General features: G+C 72.2%; 13 protein-coding genes. 5 read left to right on the top strand and 8 right to left on the bottom strand.

Going from position 1 to position 16,019, the window contains the following annotated elements; translation table 11 throughout:
- Window positions 1-533: 533 nt before the first annotated feature.
- Window positions 534-1,391, bottom strand: a complete 858-nt coding sequence (locus ACIBAE_RS25780) for a response regulator (protein WP_399289852.1) — start codon at window positions 1,389-1,391, stop codon at window positions 534-536.
- A gap of 155 nt (window positions 1,392-1,546) precedes the next feature.
- On the opposite strand from ACIBAE_RS25780, the gene ACIBAE_RS25775 reads away from it, so the two are divergent.
- Window positions 1,547-3,145, top strand: coding sequence for an ATP-binding protein (locus ACIBAE_RS25775; RefSeq protein WP_399289785.1), 1,599 nt, complete (start codon window positions 1,547-1,549; stop codon window positions 3,143-3,145).
- A gap of 84 nt (window positions 3,146-3,229) precedes the next feature.
- Here ACIBAE_RS25775 and ACIBAE_RS25770 read toward each other — a convergent pair whose 3' ends face one another.
- From ACIBAE_RS25770 to ACIBAE_RS25750, 5 genes are all read right to left on the bottom strand, one after another.
- Complete coding sequence (locus tag ACIBAE_RS25770; RefSeq protein WP_399289783.1) at window positions 3,230-4,903, bottom strand: nickel transporter; 1,674 nt, start codon at window positions 4,901-4,903, stop codon at window positions 3,230-3,232.
- Window positions 4,900-6,270 (bottom strand): hypothetical protein, encoded by a 1,371-nt coding sequence (locus ACIBAE_RS25765; protein WP_399289781.1) that lies wholly within the window; start codon window positions 6,268-6,270, stop codon window positions 4,900-4,902. The genes ACIBAE_RS25770 and ACIBAE_RS25765 overlap by 4 nt, the downstream gene beginning before the upstream one ends.
- A 157-nt stretch (window positions 6,271-6,427) precedes the next feature.
- Window positions 6,428-8,002 carry a DUF4331 domain-containing protein gene (locus ACIBAE_RS25760; RefSeq protein ID WP_399289779.1) on the bottom strand — a complete coding sequence of 525 codons (1,575 nt, stop codon included), beginning with the start codon at window positions 8,000-8,002 and terminating at the stop codon, window positions 6,428-6,430.
- 436 nt (window positions 8,003-8,438) lie between these two features.
- Window positions 8,439-8,831 (bottom strand): hypothetical protein, encoded by a 393-nt coding sequence (locus ACIBAE_RS25755; RefSeq protein WP_399289777.1) that lies wholly within the window; start codon window positions 8,829-8,831, stop codon window positions 8,439-8,441.
- A gap of 369 nt (window positions 8,832-9,200) precedes the next feature.
- Complete coding sequence (locus tag ACIBAE_RS25750; RefSeq protein ID WP_399289775.1) at window positions 9,201-9,785, bottom strand: TMEM165/GDT1 family protein; 585 nt, start codon at window positions 9,783-9,785, stop codon at window positions 9,201-9,203.
- Between the two features lie 426 nt (window positions 9,786-10,211).
- Between ACIBAE_RS25750 and ACIBAE_RS25745 the strand changes: the two genes are divergently transcribed.
- The 3 genes from ACIBAE_RS25745 (at window position 10,212) to ACIBAE_RS25735 (ending at window position 12,998) form a co-directional block, all read left to right on the top strand.
- On the top strand, window positions 10,212-10,778 hold the full coding sequence (locus tag ACIBAE_RS25745) for a hypothetical protein (protein WP_399289773.1): 567 nt from the start codon (window positions 10,212-10,214) through the stop codon (window positions 10,776-10,778).
- A 321-nt stretch (window positions 10,779-11,099) separates the two neighbouring features.
- On the top strand, window positions 11,100-12,290 hold the full coding sequence (locus ACIBAE_RS25740; RefSeq protein ID WP_399289771.1) for a nitric oxide synthase oxygenase: 1,191 nt from the start codon (window positions 11,100-11,102) through the stop codon (window positions 12,288-12,290).
- A gap of 15 nt (window positions 12,291-12,305) precedes the next feature.
- Window positions 12,306-12,998 (top strand): hypothetical protein, encoded by a 693-nt coding sequence (locus tag ACIBAE_RS25735; protein ID WP_399289769.1) that lies wholly within the window; start codon window positions 12,306-12,308, stop codon window positions 12,996-12,998.
- 54 nt (window positions 12,999-13,052) lie between these two features.
- On the opposite strand, the gene ACIBAE_RS25730 is transcribed toward ACIBAE_RS25735, so the two are convergent.
- Both ACIBAE_RS25730 and ACIBAE_RS25725 read right to left on the bottom strand, forming a co-directional pair.
- Entirely contained in the window at window positions 13,053-13,370 is a 318-nt protein-coding gene (locus tag ACIBAE_RS25730; protein WP_399289767.1) for a hypothetical protein, read from the bottom strand.
- Between the two features lie 184 nt (window positions 13,371-13,554).
- Entirely contained in the window at window positions 13,555-14,559 is a 1,005-nt protein-coding gene (locus tag ACIBAE_RS25725; RefSeq protein ID WP_399289765.1) for a PRC and DUF2382 domain-containing protein, read from the bottom strand.
- Between the two features lie 304 nt (window positions 14,560-14,863).
- Between ACIBAE_RS25725 and ACIBAE_RS25720 the strand changes: the two genes are divergently transcribed.
- Window positions 14,864-15,928, top strand: coding sequence for an NAD(+)/NADH kinase (locus ACIBAE_RS25720; protein WP_399289763.1), 1,065 nt, complete (start codon window positions 14,864-14,866; stop codon window positions 15,926-15,928).
- Window positions 15,929-16,019 lie beyond the last annotated feature (91 nt).

Here is a 16,019-nt window from a genome sequence, read left to right as displayed (position 1 = left end):
CATGTACGTTCACTGAAGGGGCATTTATGTGTTCTGCGCGTTCGGTGGGACTTTCCCTCCCGTTCACCTGGGAGGCCGGTGCGGAGAAAGATCCGGCGTGAGAAGTGACAGGGGTGACGTGACGGACGGCGTGTCAGGACCGCGTGTCAGGACCGCGTCTCAGGGCGCCGTGCCGGGGCGGGCTCGGCGCCGGGACGCGAGTGCGGGTCTTCGGGCGCGGGGTGTTCAGCGCGGAGTGATCACGCGCGGGCGGCACATGCGGCCACGGCGCCGGTTACGGCCACGGCGCTCCGGGCGGGACGGGGAACGTCACGCGTCACGGCGGAGCGGGTGGTGCGGGTGGTGCGGGTGTTTCCGTACGTCCGAGCGATGGTCGGGCGCCCGGTGCGGCCACGGGCGCGGCGATCGGCGTCGGCGTGAACAGCGGAAGGACCCGGACCCCCGAGGGACCGGGTCGCGGCGCGCGGAGGCCGTCCCGCCCGGCCGCCCGCGTTCCGTCCCGGACGGCGGGGGCGCCCGGCGGCGGCGGGGACTCAGCGCCTCGGAAGCTTGACCGCTGTTTCGAGGAAGAACGCGTCGATGCTCCGCACGGCCTGGATGAAATCGTCCAGATTGAGCGGCTTGATCACATACGCGTTGGCGTGCTGATGGTACGCGGCGCGTACGTCGTCCGGGGCGCCCGAGGTGGTCAGGACCACCACCGGGATGGTCAGCAGCTGCGGATCGTCCTTGAGTACGGTCAGCAGCTCCCGCCCGTTCATGCGCGGCATGTTCAGGTCCAGCACGATGAGGTCGGGGCGCGGATTCGCGGGGTCGCGCAGGTACTCCAGGGCGGCCATGCCGTCCTCGGCCTGATTGATGGAGCGGGCCATCCCGTGTTCCTGGAGGGCCTCTTCGATGAGCAGGGCGTCGGCGGCGTCGTCCTCCACCAGCAGGACGTCGTAGGTGTGGCTGAGGCTGTTCACGGGGTCGTTCCTGCTCTCTTGCGGGGGTATGGGGCGTCCGGGGGGCGCGGCGGTGAAGACGAGCCCCGGCCAGCGCCGGCGGGCTCCTTGGCGGGTGATGTACCAGGCGTCGCCGATCTGGGGGTAGCCCGCTCCCGCCCGTGCGGCCTGTTCGGCCTCGGTGCGGGCCTGGCGTTCCACGGCACGGTTGAGGTGCATGAGTATGCGCAGCCGGGCGAGCGATGCGGCGGCCTCAGCCCCGGGCGCCGTCCCCGTACCGTCCCGGTCCGTGCTCCCGTCGGGAGCCGGGGAGTTGTTCCCGGCGTCCGGTGCGGGCACGTCGAAGACATGGCCGGCGAGCCGGTGTGTGAGGTCGTCGACGGCCAGGACCGTCATCCGGTCGATGGCTTCCTCGGTGAACGGGGAGGACAGGTCGTTCCGGCGCATGGCCACCATGTAGACGCATCCCCCTCGACAACAACAGTTGTCGAAGAGAGTACGCTGACGCCGCCGCGGTGCAGCCGGTGGTACCCGCGCCTGGCGGGAGCGGACGGGCGGATACCGCGCGATGGGGGACCGTCCTCTCGACAACAGGAGCAACCGTGAGTGAAGTGAGCGCCGCGGTGTCCGGGCGCCGCCCGGGCGCCGCACCCGGCCGTACGCCGGTGCCCGCCCGAGGGGTTGGCCGCTGGACGACACGGCAGTGGCTCACCGCGGGAGTCAGCGTCTCGCTCCTGCTGCTCACCACCCTCGCCGCCCTCGGCGGCTGGGTCCTGACGTACTCCACACAGATCAACACCCGCTTGGTGGACCACAGTTCGCCCGCACTCATAGCCTCCGTACGACTGGAGTCGGCCCTGGTCAACCAGGAGACCGGCGTACGGGGCTACGAACTCACCGGCGACGGGGCGTTCCTGGAGCCGTACCGCTCCGGACTCCGCGACCAGGCCCGGGCGGGTGCCGCGCTCCGGACGGCGCTCGGGGACGACCGGCCCGAGATGACGGATCTCGACCGGATCCTGGACCGGGCGGACGCCTGGCGCACCCGGTACGTCCACCCCATCGTCACCGCCCCCGAGGGCAGCCCCGTCCCCGCGAACGCCCTGCGGACCCGGGCGAGCAAGGCTTCCTTCGACGAGCTGCGCGCCGCGCTGATCGCCCAGCAGCAGCGTCTGGAGGCGCAGCGCGACACGGCCCGTGCCGATCTCCAGGGCGTACGCACCCTGCGGAACTGGGTGTTCTCCTCCATCGCCGTGGTCATCGTCGCCCTGCCAGGGATGATCTTCGTCGGCCTGCGGCGCGGCATCACCAGCCCGCTGGAGCATCTCTCCCATGACGCGCGGCTGGTCGCGCAGGGAGACTTCGCCCGGCCCGTCACCCGTGAGGGTCCGGCGGACGTACGCAAACTCGCCGGGGACGTGGACGCGATGCGCCGCCGGCTCGTGGAGGAACTGGCCTTCACCGAGAACGCCCGTACCCGGCTCGACGAGCAGGCGGCCGATCTGCGCCGCTCCAACGCCGAACTGGAACAGTTCGCCTACGTCGCCTCGCACGATCTCCAGGAGCCCCTGCGGAAGGTCGCGAGCTTCTGCCAGCTCCTTGAGCGCCGGTACGCCGCGCAACTCGACGAGCGGGCCGGCCAGTACATCCACTTCGCCGTCGACGGTGCCACGCGGATGCAGACCCTCATCAACGACCTGCTGGGCTTCTCCCGCGTCGGCCGCATGCACAACCGGACCGCCACCGTCGACCTCCAGGAGACCTTCGACCAGACGGTCGACTCGCTCAGCATCGCCATCGACGACGCCGGCGCCGAGGTCACCCACGACGATCTCCCCGTCCTCACGGGCGACGCCACCCAGCTGCACATGCTGTTGCAGAACCTGGTGGGCAACGCGGTCAAGTTCCGGGACCCGGAGCGCCCCCCGCGCGTCCACCTGGCCGCCGAACGCCGGGGCGACACCTGGCACTTCTCCGTCACCGACAACGGCATCGGGATCGAACCCGAGCACGCCGAGCGGGTCTTCGTCATCTTCCAGCGGCTGCACACCCGCGAGTCGTACGGCGGCAACGGAATCGGCCTGGCCGTGTGCAAGAAGATCGTGGAATTCCACGGCGGAACGATCGAGGTCGACCCGCACCACACCCCCGGCACCCGCATCGCCTTCACTCTCCCAGCCCTCGTGACCGCGCCCTCATGACCCCCGCCCGGTCAGGCCGGACGGACGACACGGCCCGCCCGGCCTGACGGTCCTTCCCGGGGCGCCCCGTACGCGGCCGGTGGCTCACCAGGGCCCGGTCGCCGCGCGCAGCGTCAGGCCCACCCCCACGAGCAGGACGAGCGCGGATGTGGCCACCGGACCGAACCGGGCGAGCCGCCTGAGCCAGGACCACCGGGCGGTGGCGGCGGCACCGGCGCGCGTCCTGCGGTCGAGCCGGTCCCGGAGCCGTACGAGCAGCAGGCCGGCCAGGGTGAGGGTGGCCGCCATACCGAGCCCGTAACCGATGACCAGGAGTACGCCGAAGGCCGTACGTCCCAGGGCGACGGCGCCCAGCAGGACGACCAGTGCCGAGGGGCTGGGCACGAGCCCGCCGGCGATACCCATGCCGATCAGGCCGCCGCGCGTCGCGGTGGTGGGGGCGTGCGTGTGCGCTGCGTGGGTGTGCGGCTCGTGGGTGTGTTCCTTGGTCAGTACGGCGACCGGGGAGCCGTCGCCCCCGTGACGCGCGGATCCGTCAGGGCGGCGCCGGGGCAGCAGGCCCTTGAACGCGGTGCCCGCGCGCGAGCGGTCGTCGCCGTGATGGTGCCCGTGCCCGTGCCCATGCCCGTGCCCGGGTGCGTGCGGGTGGGTATGCGGGTGGGTATGCGGGTGGGCGTGGGTGGGGCGGTGGTTCAGCGCGGCGGACCACAGCAGCCACAGGCCGATGCCCGTCACCAGCAGGCCACTGGCCATTCCGAGCCAGGTCAGCACCGTCTCACCGGCGAGACCGGTGGCCACCGGCAGCAGGAGCCCCAGCACGAGCACCCCGGCCGTGTGGGTGACCGTGACGGTGGCACCCACGGTGACCGCGTCCCTGGGGGTACCACGGCGCCCGGCGAGATAGGCGGCCATGAGGGTCTTCCCGTGGCCGGGCATGGCCGCGTGCGAGGCGCCGAGCACCACAGCGAGCAGCAGCGCCAACAGACCCACGGGCAGAGTCAGTTCGCGGCTCCCCACCAGCGTGTCGAAGACTCCGGACACCTTCGTGAGGGCCGCTGTCAGGGGGCCCGCGCCGGGCACGGCCGCCGATGCCGCCGGTGCGGCGCCCCCGCTCCCCGGCGCGGTCCGCAGGGTGGCCGACCTCTGGTCGAGCGGGTTCGCCAGGGGGTCCGCGGGATAGTGGCGCAGCTCGTCGGTGGCCGACACGGCGGGTACGCCGGACGCGGTGAGGACAACCCCGCGGCCGCGGGCCGTGATCTCCCGCCAGCCGATACGGCGGCTGTCGTATCCGGTCCGCACGCTGATGTCCGACGGGTGCCGCAGATCCGCCGGGGCGGTCAGGGCGCAACCGAGCCGGCTCGTCCTGAGCCCTGCCTCGCCGGGGCCGTAGGTGAGCGTGCTCTCCCGCGACGCCCACTCCAGCCGTCGGCCGTCGACCTTCACCCGCAACAGCCCGGCGGCCGCCACGCAGGACGCGCGCGCGTAGGCGCGGGCCTCGGCCGCGTCCACGGCGCCGTCTCCGTCACGGTCGACACGCGCGCGTTCCTGGGCCGTGGAGATCTCCGCCCGGTCGACGACCAGGCGTGCGTCGACACGGTCCTGACGCAGCGTCAGTCCCGTGTGGTAATTCACCGTGAAGTTGCCCAGCGGGTGCGCGGAGGCGGCGGGCGCGCCCGCCGCCGACCCGGTGGTCAGCGCGGCGGCCAGTGCGCAGACGGCGAGGGCGCGCCGAAGCGCCGGATTCGTCAGGAGATTCACGAAAGGGAGTCGATTCGCTGAAGTGCGGAGCGCGCGGCGGGGGCGTGCAGCGGATGGAAGTGCGGGTCGACGGCGAGGGCGCGTACGAGATCCCGCCGCGCAGCGACCCGGTCCCCGAGGGCGCCCTCGATCACCGCCCGGTGGTAGTGGAAGAGCGCGCTGCGGGTCCCGAGGGCCAGGGCCCGGTCCGCGTGGCGCAGCGCTTCCGCGTCCCGTCCGGCGCGGTGCAGCGCCCAGGCACAGGCGTCCTGCACGGCGATGAAGGGCCGGCCGCGCAGCGCGACGCGTCCCATCGCGACGGCCCGTCCCGGGTCGCCGTGGTCGGCTTCGAAGAGGATGGCGTCCACGTCGGGCGCGGCTCCGCCGGCCCGGCTCAGCTGTTCCTGCGCGCGCATCAGCGCGTACTGGACCCGGGCCCGCGCCGGGTGACCGAGAGCCTGCTGGAGTTCGCCGAGACCCATCACGTACGGGGGCAGCGGGGTGATCGCGATGGCCGCCGTGTAGTCCGCCACGGCCCGTGTGCCGTCTCCGAGGGCGCCGCGGGCGCGGGCCCGCGCTTCCAGCAGCGGCGCGTCGTGCGGGGTGGCCCGCAGGCCGTCCTCCGCTTCCCGCAGCGCCGTGCGCGCGTCCCCGGATTCCTGGGCCAGCGTGGCGAGATGCGCGTGGGCGAAGGCGCGGTCGCCGGGTGTCGAGGCGTCGTCCAGTGCCCGTTCCATGAGCGCGCGGGCCCTCGGGACGTCGCCCCGCAATTCCCAGGTGTAGGAGGCGCGGGCCAGGGAGGCGGTGTCCGGACGGAGATCGGCCATGCGCTGCACCGCCCGGTACGACTCCTCGTACCGGCCGAGTTGGGTGTAGGCGTCGGCGAGGACGCCCTGAGCCCCTGGTCCCGCCGGGTTGACGGCGGCGGCCCGGCGGCCCCAGGCCAGGGCCGCCGCGAAGTCGTGCCGGGCCGCGGCCAGCGCCCCCATGCCGGTCTGTGCCGGGTAGTTGTCGTCGGGCCGCACCTTCAGCGAGGTCCGCAGGGCGGACTCCGCCTTGGCGTAGGTGGCGGGGTCGGCGGTGGTGCGGCCCTGCTGCACGTACGCCATGCCCAGCTGCGCCCACGCCGCGTCGTCCTGCGGGAGCCGGCGCAGTCGCGCCCGCAGCGCGGGGAGCGAACCGGGGTGCCCGGCGGCCGCGTTGCCCGGTGCGGGCCCCGGAGCCGCTTCGGAGGGACCGGAGTTCTGTGGTGCCAGACCGACCGCCCCCGCGGCGAACAGCGCCGTCCCGAGCGCCAGCGTGACGGCCGTACCGCGCAGCCGTCTGCGGCCGGCGGGAGGAGGACCGGCGGGCGGGGGAGTCGGGTCGGTGGTCGGCGGCCGGGTCACGGTCCTCCTCGCGGAGCGCGTACGCCGGAGCGCGTACGTCGGGAGCGGGTATGTCGGGACTGGATAGGTCATCGGGTCGGGTCGGGGTGCTGCCGGCCGTGCGCCGGGCGGGTTCTTTACGGAGGCCCGCCCGGCCCACGGCCGGGGAACGGGAGTGTCAGCCGGTGGTACGGCGACGCCACAGCCGGAATCCGCCGGTGCCCAGCAGCAGCGCGCCCACCCCGCCGAACGCGGCGGCGTTGTCGGCTGTCCGTGCGGCGGCCGGCCCGGCACCGGAGCGCGCGGAGTTCACGGCCTTGGTGTGCGGCAGCGCGAGGTACGGGAAGTGCGCGCCGAAGGGCACGTCGTTCGTGTTGACCTTGTCGCCCTCGGCCAGTGCCGGGACCAGCTTGCCCGTCTGGGCCGCGCCTTCCACAGCCTGCAGGGAGATGTCGATGACGTCGTCGGTCAGCCGGCGGCCGTTGGGGAAGCCGGCCAGGTCACCGGCGAGCACGCCGAGTCGCTGGGGCGTCCTGGCCGGCGGGACCGACATGTTCAGCCGTAGTTCCTCGGCCGGGATGATGCGGCGCGGGTCGGCGTCCTTGTTGAGGCTCTGCGCGTTGAGATCCGCCTGGATCGGGCCGCAGGCCTTGCAGATTCCGGTGAGGTAGATCTCGGCGAGGTCGTTCCGGGGCGTCTTCGGGGCGGGAATCCCGTACACCTTCTGGATCAGCTGCGGCAGGATCGGGTCGTAGACCTTGTCGACGACCGGCTGGACCGTGTGATCCTGGTACGGCGAGATCGAGTTGAAGGCGTCCTTGTACGCGAGTGGTACGACCACCTCGTTGACCAGCGGGTTGCCCAGGCGGGAGACCTGGCGCCACTCCTCGCGGCCCTTGCCGCCGCTCCTGGCACGGCTGTCGGTGACCTCCACGCCGTGGCGCTCGGTGGTGGACCAGATGCCGACGACCGGGTTGCGGCCCGTGTCGCCGTGCAGGGCCAGCGCCTTCTTGGGCACCTGGAGGGCGATCGAGTTCACGTTGTAACCGGCGAGGGTGTCCTGGCCGCGCTCGCTCAGATTCCCGCCGTACAGCAGGTCGAAGACCCGCAGGTCGGCGAAGAACGGGTCATCGGCCTGTCCGGCGAACGCCTTCGCGCCGCCCGGCGCGTTCCGTACGGCCTCGGCGCGCAGGGCCGGGTAGTCGGGCATCGACGCCGGGCCGACCCGGGACGGGGCGACCGGGGCGTCGCGCAGCAGGGTACGGGTGCCTCCCTGATCGGTGACGGTCAGGTCGTACACCTGACGGAAGTTCAGGGTCGGGTCGTTGAAGCCGCGGACCGGTCCGGTGTTGTAGAGGAACTGGTTCGCCGCATCGCGGATCTCGTTGCGGAAGCGCCAGGTGTAGGTGACGTCGGCGTGGCCGTCGCCGGTGTTGTCGATCTTGATGTGGTAGCGGGCGTCGTCGGCGAACGCGTAGAAGTTCGGGCCGCCGTTGGGCTCCTCGAACGGAATCCAGTTGGCGATCATCGTCACCGTGCCGGAGCGGTCCGGACTGGTGAACGCGTACACATCGGTGTTGTCCGCCCGGGGGTCGCCGGCGATCTGCGGCGCCTCACGGTGGCTGGAGGCGGCGCTGATCCCCGGGGCGAGGGTCAGTACGGCCAGTCCGGTGGCCAGTGCCCCCGTACCGAGGACGAGCAGGGAGTGATCGAGGACGCGCCGTGAACGAGGCCGTGATGAAGGGGACTTCATAGGATTCCTCTCGTCTGCGAACCCGCCCGCATTCGTATGCGGGTTCCCACCGCGAGGGAGCGCGAGCGGGTCCAGGTGTGAGGGAGGTGGCCGGTCGACCCAGCGGGCGGGACATCAGAACGTGTCCGGGCGGCTTCCACGAAGGCACGAGGCATTCGCCGGTCGGCGTGGCACCGCGCACCGAAGGTCGATGCGCAGAACGCAGAAAACCACGAGAAGGAGGGAGGAAATGCCCACTCCTGGCGGGGTGATCAGCGAGGCGTTGCTGGGGATCGGGGAAAAGCCGCAGGTGAGAGCCGGTTGGCGTGGGTTCTGTCCAGGCGGAGAACTCTCGGCGACACGGTGCGGCCGTATTGGGCCGATCGGTAGGCACAGGCGCTTTGTCGCACTATATGCGCGGGATGGTGCTCAGTTGGGGCAGCGGGGCGGTGGCCCGTCAGCCGCCGGACGAGCGCGTCTGATGCAGGATCCAGGCGAGCGCGTGCGTGCCCGGCCGATAGCTGCCGGCCGACTTCCAGATCCGTACGTACGCCACGGCCAGTCGCTCCTCGGCGGCGGTGGGGGACGGGGTGGCCGCGACGGCGGCGGCGAACAGGAGCCCGGCGGTGCGGTCATAGAGCCGGGCGAAGGCGGTGCGGCTGCCGTCGGCGATCTGCACCAGAAGATCGTCCAGGCTCTCTCCCGGTCCTGGCCCCGGAGCCGGTCCTGCCCCCGGCCCCGGTTCTGCCCCCGTCCCGGGAGCCACGGCGCACGCGCCCGCTCCGGCGGGAGTGGCCCAGCCGGAGTCCACGGCGTCCGGGCGGTTGGCGCGTGAGCGGGCACGGTTCATTCCGGCAGGCTATCGAGCGGCCGGGGGCGGTCCCGGCCGGTCCGGCGGAGTCCCCTGGTCCGGCCGGTCGCCATTCACCCCATGGAGTGAAAACGGCTCCATCTGTCCGCAGGCGGCAATCCGATGGGACGCGGGGAACGAATGGCGTGCGGTGGGAGGGAGCGAGAGCGCGAGTGGTCCGGTTCCCGCTCCTGACGGACCCACCGGCGTGTCCCGGCCGCGAAGCCGTTCTTCCCCGGCCGGGACGCACGTTCGCTCCGGCTCCTCGCGGGGAATCGAGGTGCCGGAGCGAACGCCGCCCGCGCCGCGCCGTGATCGCGGGACCCCGCCGGACGGGGTCCCGGTCCGCCTGCGGGAGTCCGGCGGTGGTCAGCCTATGAAGATCTCGACAGTGGACCAGATGGCGAGGCCGAGCATGCACAGACCGCCGATGCGCTGGACGGTCCTGAGCGGCACGCGGGTGGCGATGAAACGGCCGGCGAGCAGGGCCAGGGCGGAGACGGACATCAGCGCCGCGGCCGCACCGATGGCCGTCGACCAGGTGCCGTTGCCGGCGGCCAGGTTGGCGGTGGTGATCTGCGTGAGGTCGCCCCACTCGCTGATGAACACGGCCATGAAGGCGGTGGAGTACACCGGCCAGAAGCCGGTCACGGTCTTGGTCTCGCCCTCCTCGTCGTCGTCACCGCCCGTGTTGCGCAGCAGCATGAAGGCGCCGAAGGCGAAGAGGACGGCGGAAACGAGTTTGACGATCCAGTCGGGCAGGAGCCCGATGAGACTGCCGGCCCCGACCGCGATGGCGACGTGCACGAGGAACGCCGTCGACGTGCCGAACCAGACGTAGAGCGGCTTCATGCGCGTGCCCATGGCCAGGGAGGCGAACATGGTCTTGTCGGGGAGCTCCGCAAGGAAGATCAGCCCGAAGGCGGTAAGGATCGCCAGGGGGTCGAGATGCATTCCGGGTGGCTTTCTCTGAGGGCCGGACCCGGGCCTTCGCGCGGCACGTCGACGCGCCAGGAGAGGACCGCTCGGCCCGGCACGACGGTGCGCCCGCAGGGGTGCGGGTGCGTCAATGCCTGACCGAAGGTCTCGCCCGCCCGCCGGATGAGCGGGCCCGGCCACCGGGAACCCGGAGGTTCCAGCGTGTCGACGACCGGTTTGCGGGGCTACTCCCCTTCGCAGGCGCCAAGAATACCCCACCCTCCTTCTCGGCCCGGCAGTGGGCGTCGGAGTACCGCAGGTCAGACCCGGTCCGGTGGCGGCCGTACGTCGGACGGCTCTGTCCGGTGGCTCGGGGGCGGGCCCTCCCGTGTAGTGGGTGGTGCGGCCGTGGTCGGCCGGTCGGCGTGCTGCCCGAGGGGCGGCCGGATCTGAGGAGCCTCGATGAAGAGCGATACCAGGACAGCGGCTGCCGCTGTCGCGGCCATGCTGTGCGCGGCGGCGGTCGCCGGATGTTCCGGCGGCGGCAGCGGCGGCTCCCCGGCTGCGGCGCCCGCCGAGGCCGCGGACGTGGCGCGCGCGTCGAGCTCCCCGTCCGCCGGCACCTCCTCGGCCGCCCCCGGTTCGGGGACGGTGGACCTGAAGTCCACCTCGCTGGGCAAGGTCCTGGTCAACGGCAAGGGCCGCACGCTCTACCTCTTCGAGAAGGACAAGACCACCAAGTCCACCTGCGAAGGTGCCTGCGCGTTGACGTGGCCGCCCCTGCTCACCACGGGAAAGCCCACCGCCGGCAAGGGTGTCAAGGACAGTCTGCTGTCGAGCACCACCCGCAGTGGCGGCGTCAAACAGATCACCTACAACGGCCACCCCGTGTACATGTTCAAGGGGGACATGAACCCCGGTAACACCAATGGCCAGGGCGTGAGCGCCTTCGGTGCCAAGTGGTACGTCCTGGACAGCTCCGGCAAGAAGAACACGACCCCGCAGCAGAACTCCGGCGGCGGCTACTGACCCGCTCGGGGGTGTCTCAAAAGGCACCCCCGACGTCGGGCCGGAGCAGTCGGCCCGCAGACCCGCCTGCATCGGACAAGGACCCGCCCGCATCGGACAAGTCAAAAGCGATCATAATGCGACACTAATAGGTCGAATGTTTGCGCATTTATGGTCAGCTTTCGCAATCGGTGATCACTGAGTCACACGGGCGTTCCGTGGCCGGGAAGCGGCAGGCATCATCGGCCGACAACGTTCATCGCTGGGCCGGGGGTGCGTGTGATGCGGAGATTCCTGAGCAGGGCAGGGAATCACCAATCGGGGCGGACGGCGACGGAGCCGGTGCTGTGGCGCGAGGCCGAGGAGTTCATCCGTAAGCACCGTCACGAGGAACCGGGCCTCGGCTCGCCGGGCGGCCGGCTCAGGGCCGTACGCAAAGAGATACGTGACACCGGGACGTACCGGCACACCTCCGCGGAGCTGACCTTCGGCGCCCGCCTCGCCTGGCGCAACAGCAACCGCTGCATCGGCCGCCTCTACTGGCGCACCTTGCGGGTCCGCGACCTGCGTCATCTCACCGACGCCGAACCGATCGCCGAGGCCTGCGCCGACCATCTGCGCACGGCCACCAACGGCGGCCGCATCCGGCCGCTGATCTCGGTCTTCGCACCGGACACCGCGCAGCGCCCGGGGCCACGGCTCTGGAACGAGCAGCTCATCCGGTACGCCGGTTACCGCACCGCCGACGGCGGGACGCTCGGCGACCCGCGCAACGCCGGGATCACCGAACTCGCCCTGCGGCTCGGCTGGCCCGGCGGTCCGCACACCGCCTTCGACCTCCTCCCGCTGATCGTGGAGGGTGTCGACGACAAACCACGCGCCTTCGAACTGCCCCCGGACGCCGTGCTCGAAGTACCGGTCGACCACCCCGACCACGCCGACGGGTCCGACGATTCCTGGAACGCCCGGTGGGGGCTGCGCTGGCACGCGGTGCCCGCCATCTCCAACATGTGTCTGGAGATCGGCGGCATCTGCTACCCGGCCGCGCCGTTCAACGGCTGGTACATGGGCACCGAGATCGGCGCCCGCAACCTCGCGGACACCGACCGCTACGACCTGCTGCCCCGGATAGCCGAAGACCTGGGTCTGGACACCTCCACCGACCGGTCGCTCTGGAAGGACCGCGCCCTGGTCGAACTCAACCGGGCCGTCCTGCACTCCTTCGACCGCGCGGGCGTCACCATGGCCGACCACCACGCCGAGTCACGGCACTTCGTACGGCACATGGAGAGCGAAGCGCGCAAGGGCCGTGAGGTGCACGCCGACTGGGCCTGGATCGTGCCGCCGATGTCCGGTGCGACGACCCCGGTCTTCCACCGTACGTACGACGCGACCGAACGCAGCCCGCGCTTCGTCCACCATCCCGAGGCGCTGGAACGCGCCCACGGCGTACCGGCCGGAGCGGCGCCGGCCGACGGTCCGGCCCGGCGCGACCGGGCGCCCGGCTGTCCGGGTGCCGCCGGCCCGGCCTGAGCCGATACTTGGCCCATGATCCTTGTGGTGGAAGGACCTGGCGCCGTAGGCAGGACCACCTACTGCCGCGCGTTCCCCCGGACGCGGGTCGTCGAGGAGCTGGGAGCCGACATCCGCCCCGCCGCCGGTCTGTCCCTGGAGGAGACGTGCCGGTTCTGGGTGGAGCGCAACGAGGACCGGTGGTCCCGGGCGGTGCACGCGGAAGGTACGACCGGGATGGCCGTCTGCGACACCGACCCGCTGAAACTGCACCACAGCTGGTCCCTGGCCAGGACAGGGCTGCTTCCGCCGAACGTCTTCCGCACGCAGCTGCGCCACACCCGCGCGGCGATGGCGGACGGCCGCCTGGGGATGGCCGACCTCGTCGCCTGCCGGATCCCGACGCCCGAAGCGCTGCGACGGCAACGGGACGGCGATCGCACGCGCGGCCGCCGGGACGTCGAGGTCGACATCCGTCTGGCCGGCGCGTTGCGTGAGTGGTACGAGGCCCTGGACGTCCTGGCCCCCGGCCGCGTGCGCTGGGACTGGCCGGCCTCCGGTGACGCCGTACTGCACACCGCTCCGTGCCCGGGGCCGTTGCCGAAGTCACCGGAACGGGCGCGCGACGGCGTACCCGTGGCAGGCGAGGGGCCGCGTCACGACATCCCGCTGCTCGACACCTGGATGCGCGCCCTGCCGGAGCTCGCGGACCGCGGCCCGCGCGGCTGAACACGGGTCGTGCCGCCCCGGTTCCGGCTCGCCACCCGGCGTCGATACCGGTGACTACCCGGCGTCGATACCGGTGATGACGGGCTCTCCCAGCGGCGCGCTGTCGATGGTGAAGCCGGCCTTGTCGAGAGCGCCCGCGGCGATGCGCCGCGCGGCCGCCTCCGCCCCCTTCGAATCGTCGGCCTCCACCTCCAGCCGGATCGTGAACCTGGAGTGCTCGGTGTCGACCGAGAGCAGATCCAGCTCCTCGGCCGCCCCGAAGTCCGTACCCTGTGGATCGGCCGGCCGGAGCGCTCCGAGCAGAACGGACCGCGCCTCGTCGGTCAGCGTCTCGTGCAGCGTGCCGGGGATCGTCACTACGTAACTGGTCATACCCCACATCTATCCCGCACGTCTCGCGGCACTCCCGTTTCGCGGCCTGACACTCCGGCGCGCCCGCGACCGATGACGGCCCGCGCCACCTCATGGGCCGGTACCCGCCGCCACCGGCCACGTGTGGGTGGCCGGCGGCGGCGGGTACCGGTGGCGGATCAGCGGCGGTTGTCAGGGACGGGCGTCAGTGCCGGGGGCCGCGCTTGCCGCCCAGGTCGTCGCCCATGCCCTTGTCGGTCCGGCCGGAGTCGTACTCGATCTCCTCCTTGCGGACGTCGGAGGAGACCTCCTTCGTCTCCGTCACCCGCTCCGTCTCCATGCGTACGCGCTCCACCGCGACGGCCTCCTTGCGGATGATCGGCTGCTCGGCGTGGAGCGTCACCTCCGCCTCGGCCTCACCGATACGGGAACTCGCCGCCGCGCGGTCCTCCGGCAGGATCGCTTCGTGGATGACGTGGACCTCTTCGTGGCTGAGCGGCACGGAGGTGGTGACGTTCTCGGTCACGACGACCTTGTGCAGCCGGGCCCGGCCGACCTCGTGCTCCTCGGTGCCGATCTGGAGCTGCTCCTCCGAGCGGATGAGCTCTTCGCTCTGCTGGTACTCGGCCTCATGACTGCCACCCGGGTCGGCGCCGCGCACCCCCGCAGGGACGCGTCCCGCGCTCCCCGCCGTCGTCGGCGTGGTCGTGGGCCTTCCGGTGCTCGCCGGCATGTCCGTCCGTCCGCCCGCCCGCGATCCCGCGGCCGCACCGGCGGCCGCACCGGCGGCCGTGCCGGTCGCGGCGGCCGTGCCGGTCGTCCTGCCGGAGGTCGTGCCCGTCCCCGTGCCGGTGGTCCGGCCCGTGGGCGTGCCGATGCCGGAGCCCGACCCGGTCAGACCGTAGTGCTGGTAGAGCTGCTTCTCCTGGCCCGGATCCAGGTGCTCGTCGGCGTCCAGGCGCGGCGCGTCCTTGACGGTTTCCTTCGGGTACGGCACGTGCAGGCCCTCGCCGCTGCGGCGGGCCCCGGACAGCGGCACGAGGCTTTCCTTCATGCCGAACATGCCGGTCTTCACGGTCACCCACTCCGGGCGGTTCGTGCGGTCGTCGACATAGACCTGGCCAATGCTGCCGATCTTGTCGCCCTCCTTGTCGTACGCGGTCAAGCCGTTCAGCTCACTGGGGCTGTTGAAGACGCCATCGGCTGACATCAGCGATCACTCCTCGCGTGGGGGAAGCGCGTCTGCGTCAGGCGCGCACATCCATCGCGCCTCCGTGCGGGACCGGCGGCAACCCGAGGAGACCCCGCAGACCAGCGCATTCCGCTGTCCGTACGGAATTCACCGTGTAAGCGCGACGTCAGTGCTATCCGCCATTCGGGTGAATGAAAGGGCGGGGCGACCCCGGCGCCCCGGCACCCCCGGCGCGAGCCACGAGACTCGGTCGTCCCCGGCCCGTGAAACAGCCGGAGCCCGGGACCCGACCCGGGGAACCCGACGTACGGAGAGCGCGAGCATGTCTGTGGAACGTATCGGCCTCGTCGTCCACCAGGGCCGCCCGGCGGCCGTCGAAGCGGCTCACGCGGTCCATGCCTGGTGTCACGCACATGGCGTCCCGTGCAAGGAGATCGACGTCTGGAAGGAGCACGAGCCACGCCACGGGGGCCAGGAGGAGTCGTTCGCCGCGGGCAGCCCCGACCTCGTCGTCACGCTCGGCGGCGACGGCACCTTCCTGCGCGGGGCGCGGATCGCCGCCACGAACGACGCCGCGGTGCTCGGAGTCGACCTGGGCCGGGTGGGCTTCCTCACCGAGGTCCCCGCCGAGGAGGTCACACAGGCCCTGGACAAGGTCCACGAGGGACGCGCCACGATCGAGGAGCGGATGACCCTCACCATGCGGTCCTCCCGCGCACTGACGCTGCCGCCCGGCATGGAGGCACTGCTGCGCTACGGCCGGGGCCCCGCCCTGCCGCCGCCCCCGGTCCGCCCCGACACCACCGAGGAGGAGGGCTGGGGCATGGCACTGGACGTCACCGCCGTCAACGACGTCGTCCTGGAGAAGCTCGCCCGGGACCGGCAGGCGAGCCTGGGCGTCTACATCGGCGGCCGGCTGCTCGCCGCCTACTCGGCCGACGCCGTGATCGTGGCCACCCCGACCGGCTCCACCGCCTACAGCTTCGCGGCCGGCGGACCGGTGCTCTCCCCGCAGATGGACGCCGTGGTCTTCACGCCCGTGGCCGCGCACATGACGTTCAACCGCACGGTCGTCGCCGCGGCCCACGAGCCGGTCGGTCTGCGCGTGCTGCCGCGCTCCGGGGAGGTCGCGGTCAGCATCGACGGCCAGCTGCGGGGCGTACTGGAACCGGGCGACTGGGTCGGCGTGTACGGGGCCCGCTACCGGCTGCGCCTGGTCCGGCTGGGCCCGACCGACTTCTACAGCAGGCTGCGCGAGCGCTTCCGGCTCACCGACGCGCCGGCGGCGGCGGCCGACGGCGAACCGGCCCCGCTCTTCCGCCCCGACGGCCCGGTGCCGAGCGATCTGGCCCACCTGAGCCTGCCGCCGGCCCCGTCCCGCGGCTGACGGACCTCGTACCGCGCCCCACGGGTCCGCGACCCACGGGTCCGCGGCTCCTCCCGGGGTAGACGGTCGCCACCGGATCCGGCAGCGGCCC

The sequence above is a fragment of the Streptomyces sp. NPDC051569 genome (genome assembly GCF_044454085.1).
Lineage (GTDB): Bacteria > Actinomycetota > Actinomycetes > Streptomycetales > Streptomycetaceae > Streptomyces.
This window is presented reverse-complemented; position numbering and strand designations above follow the sequence as displayed.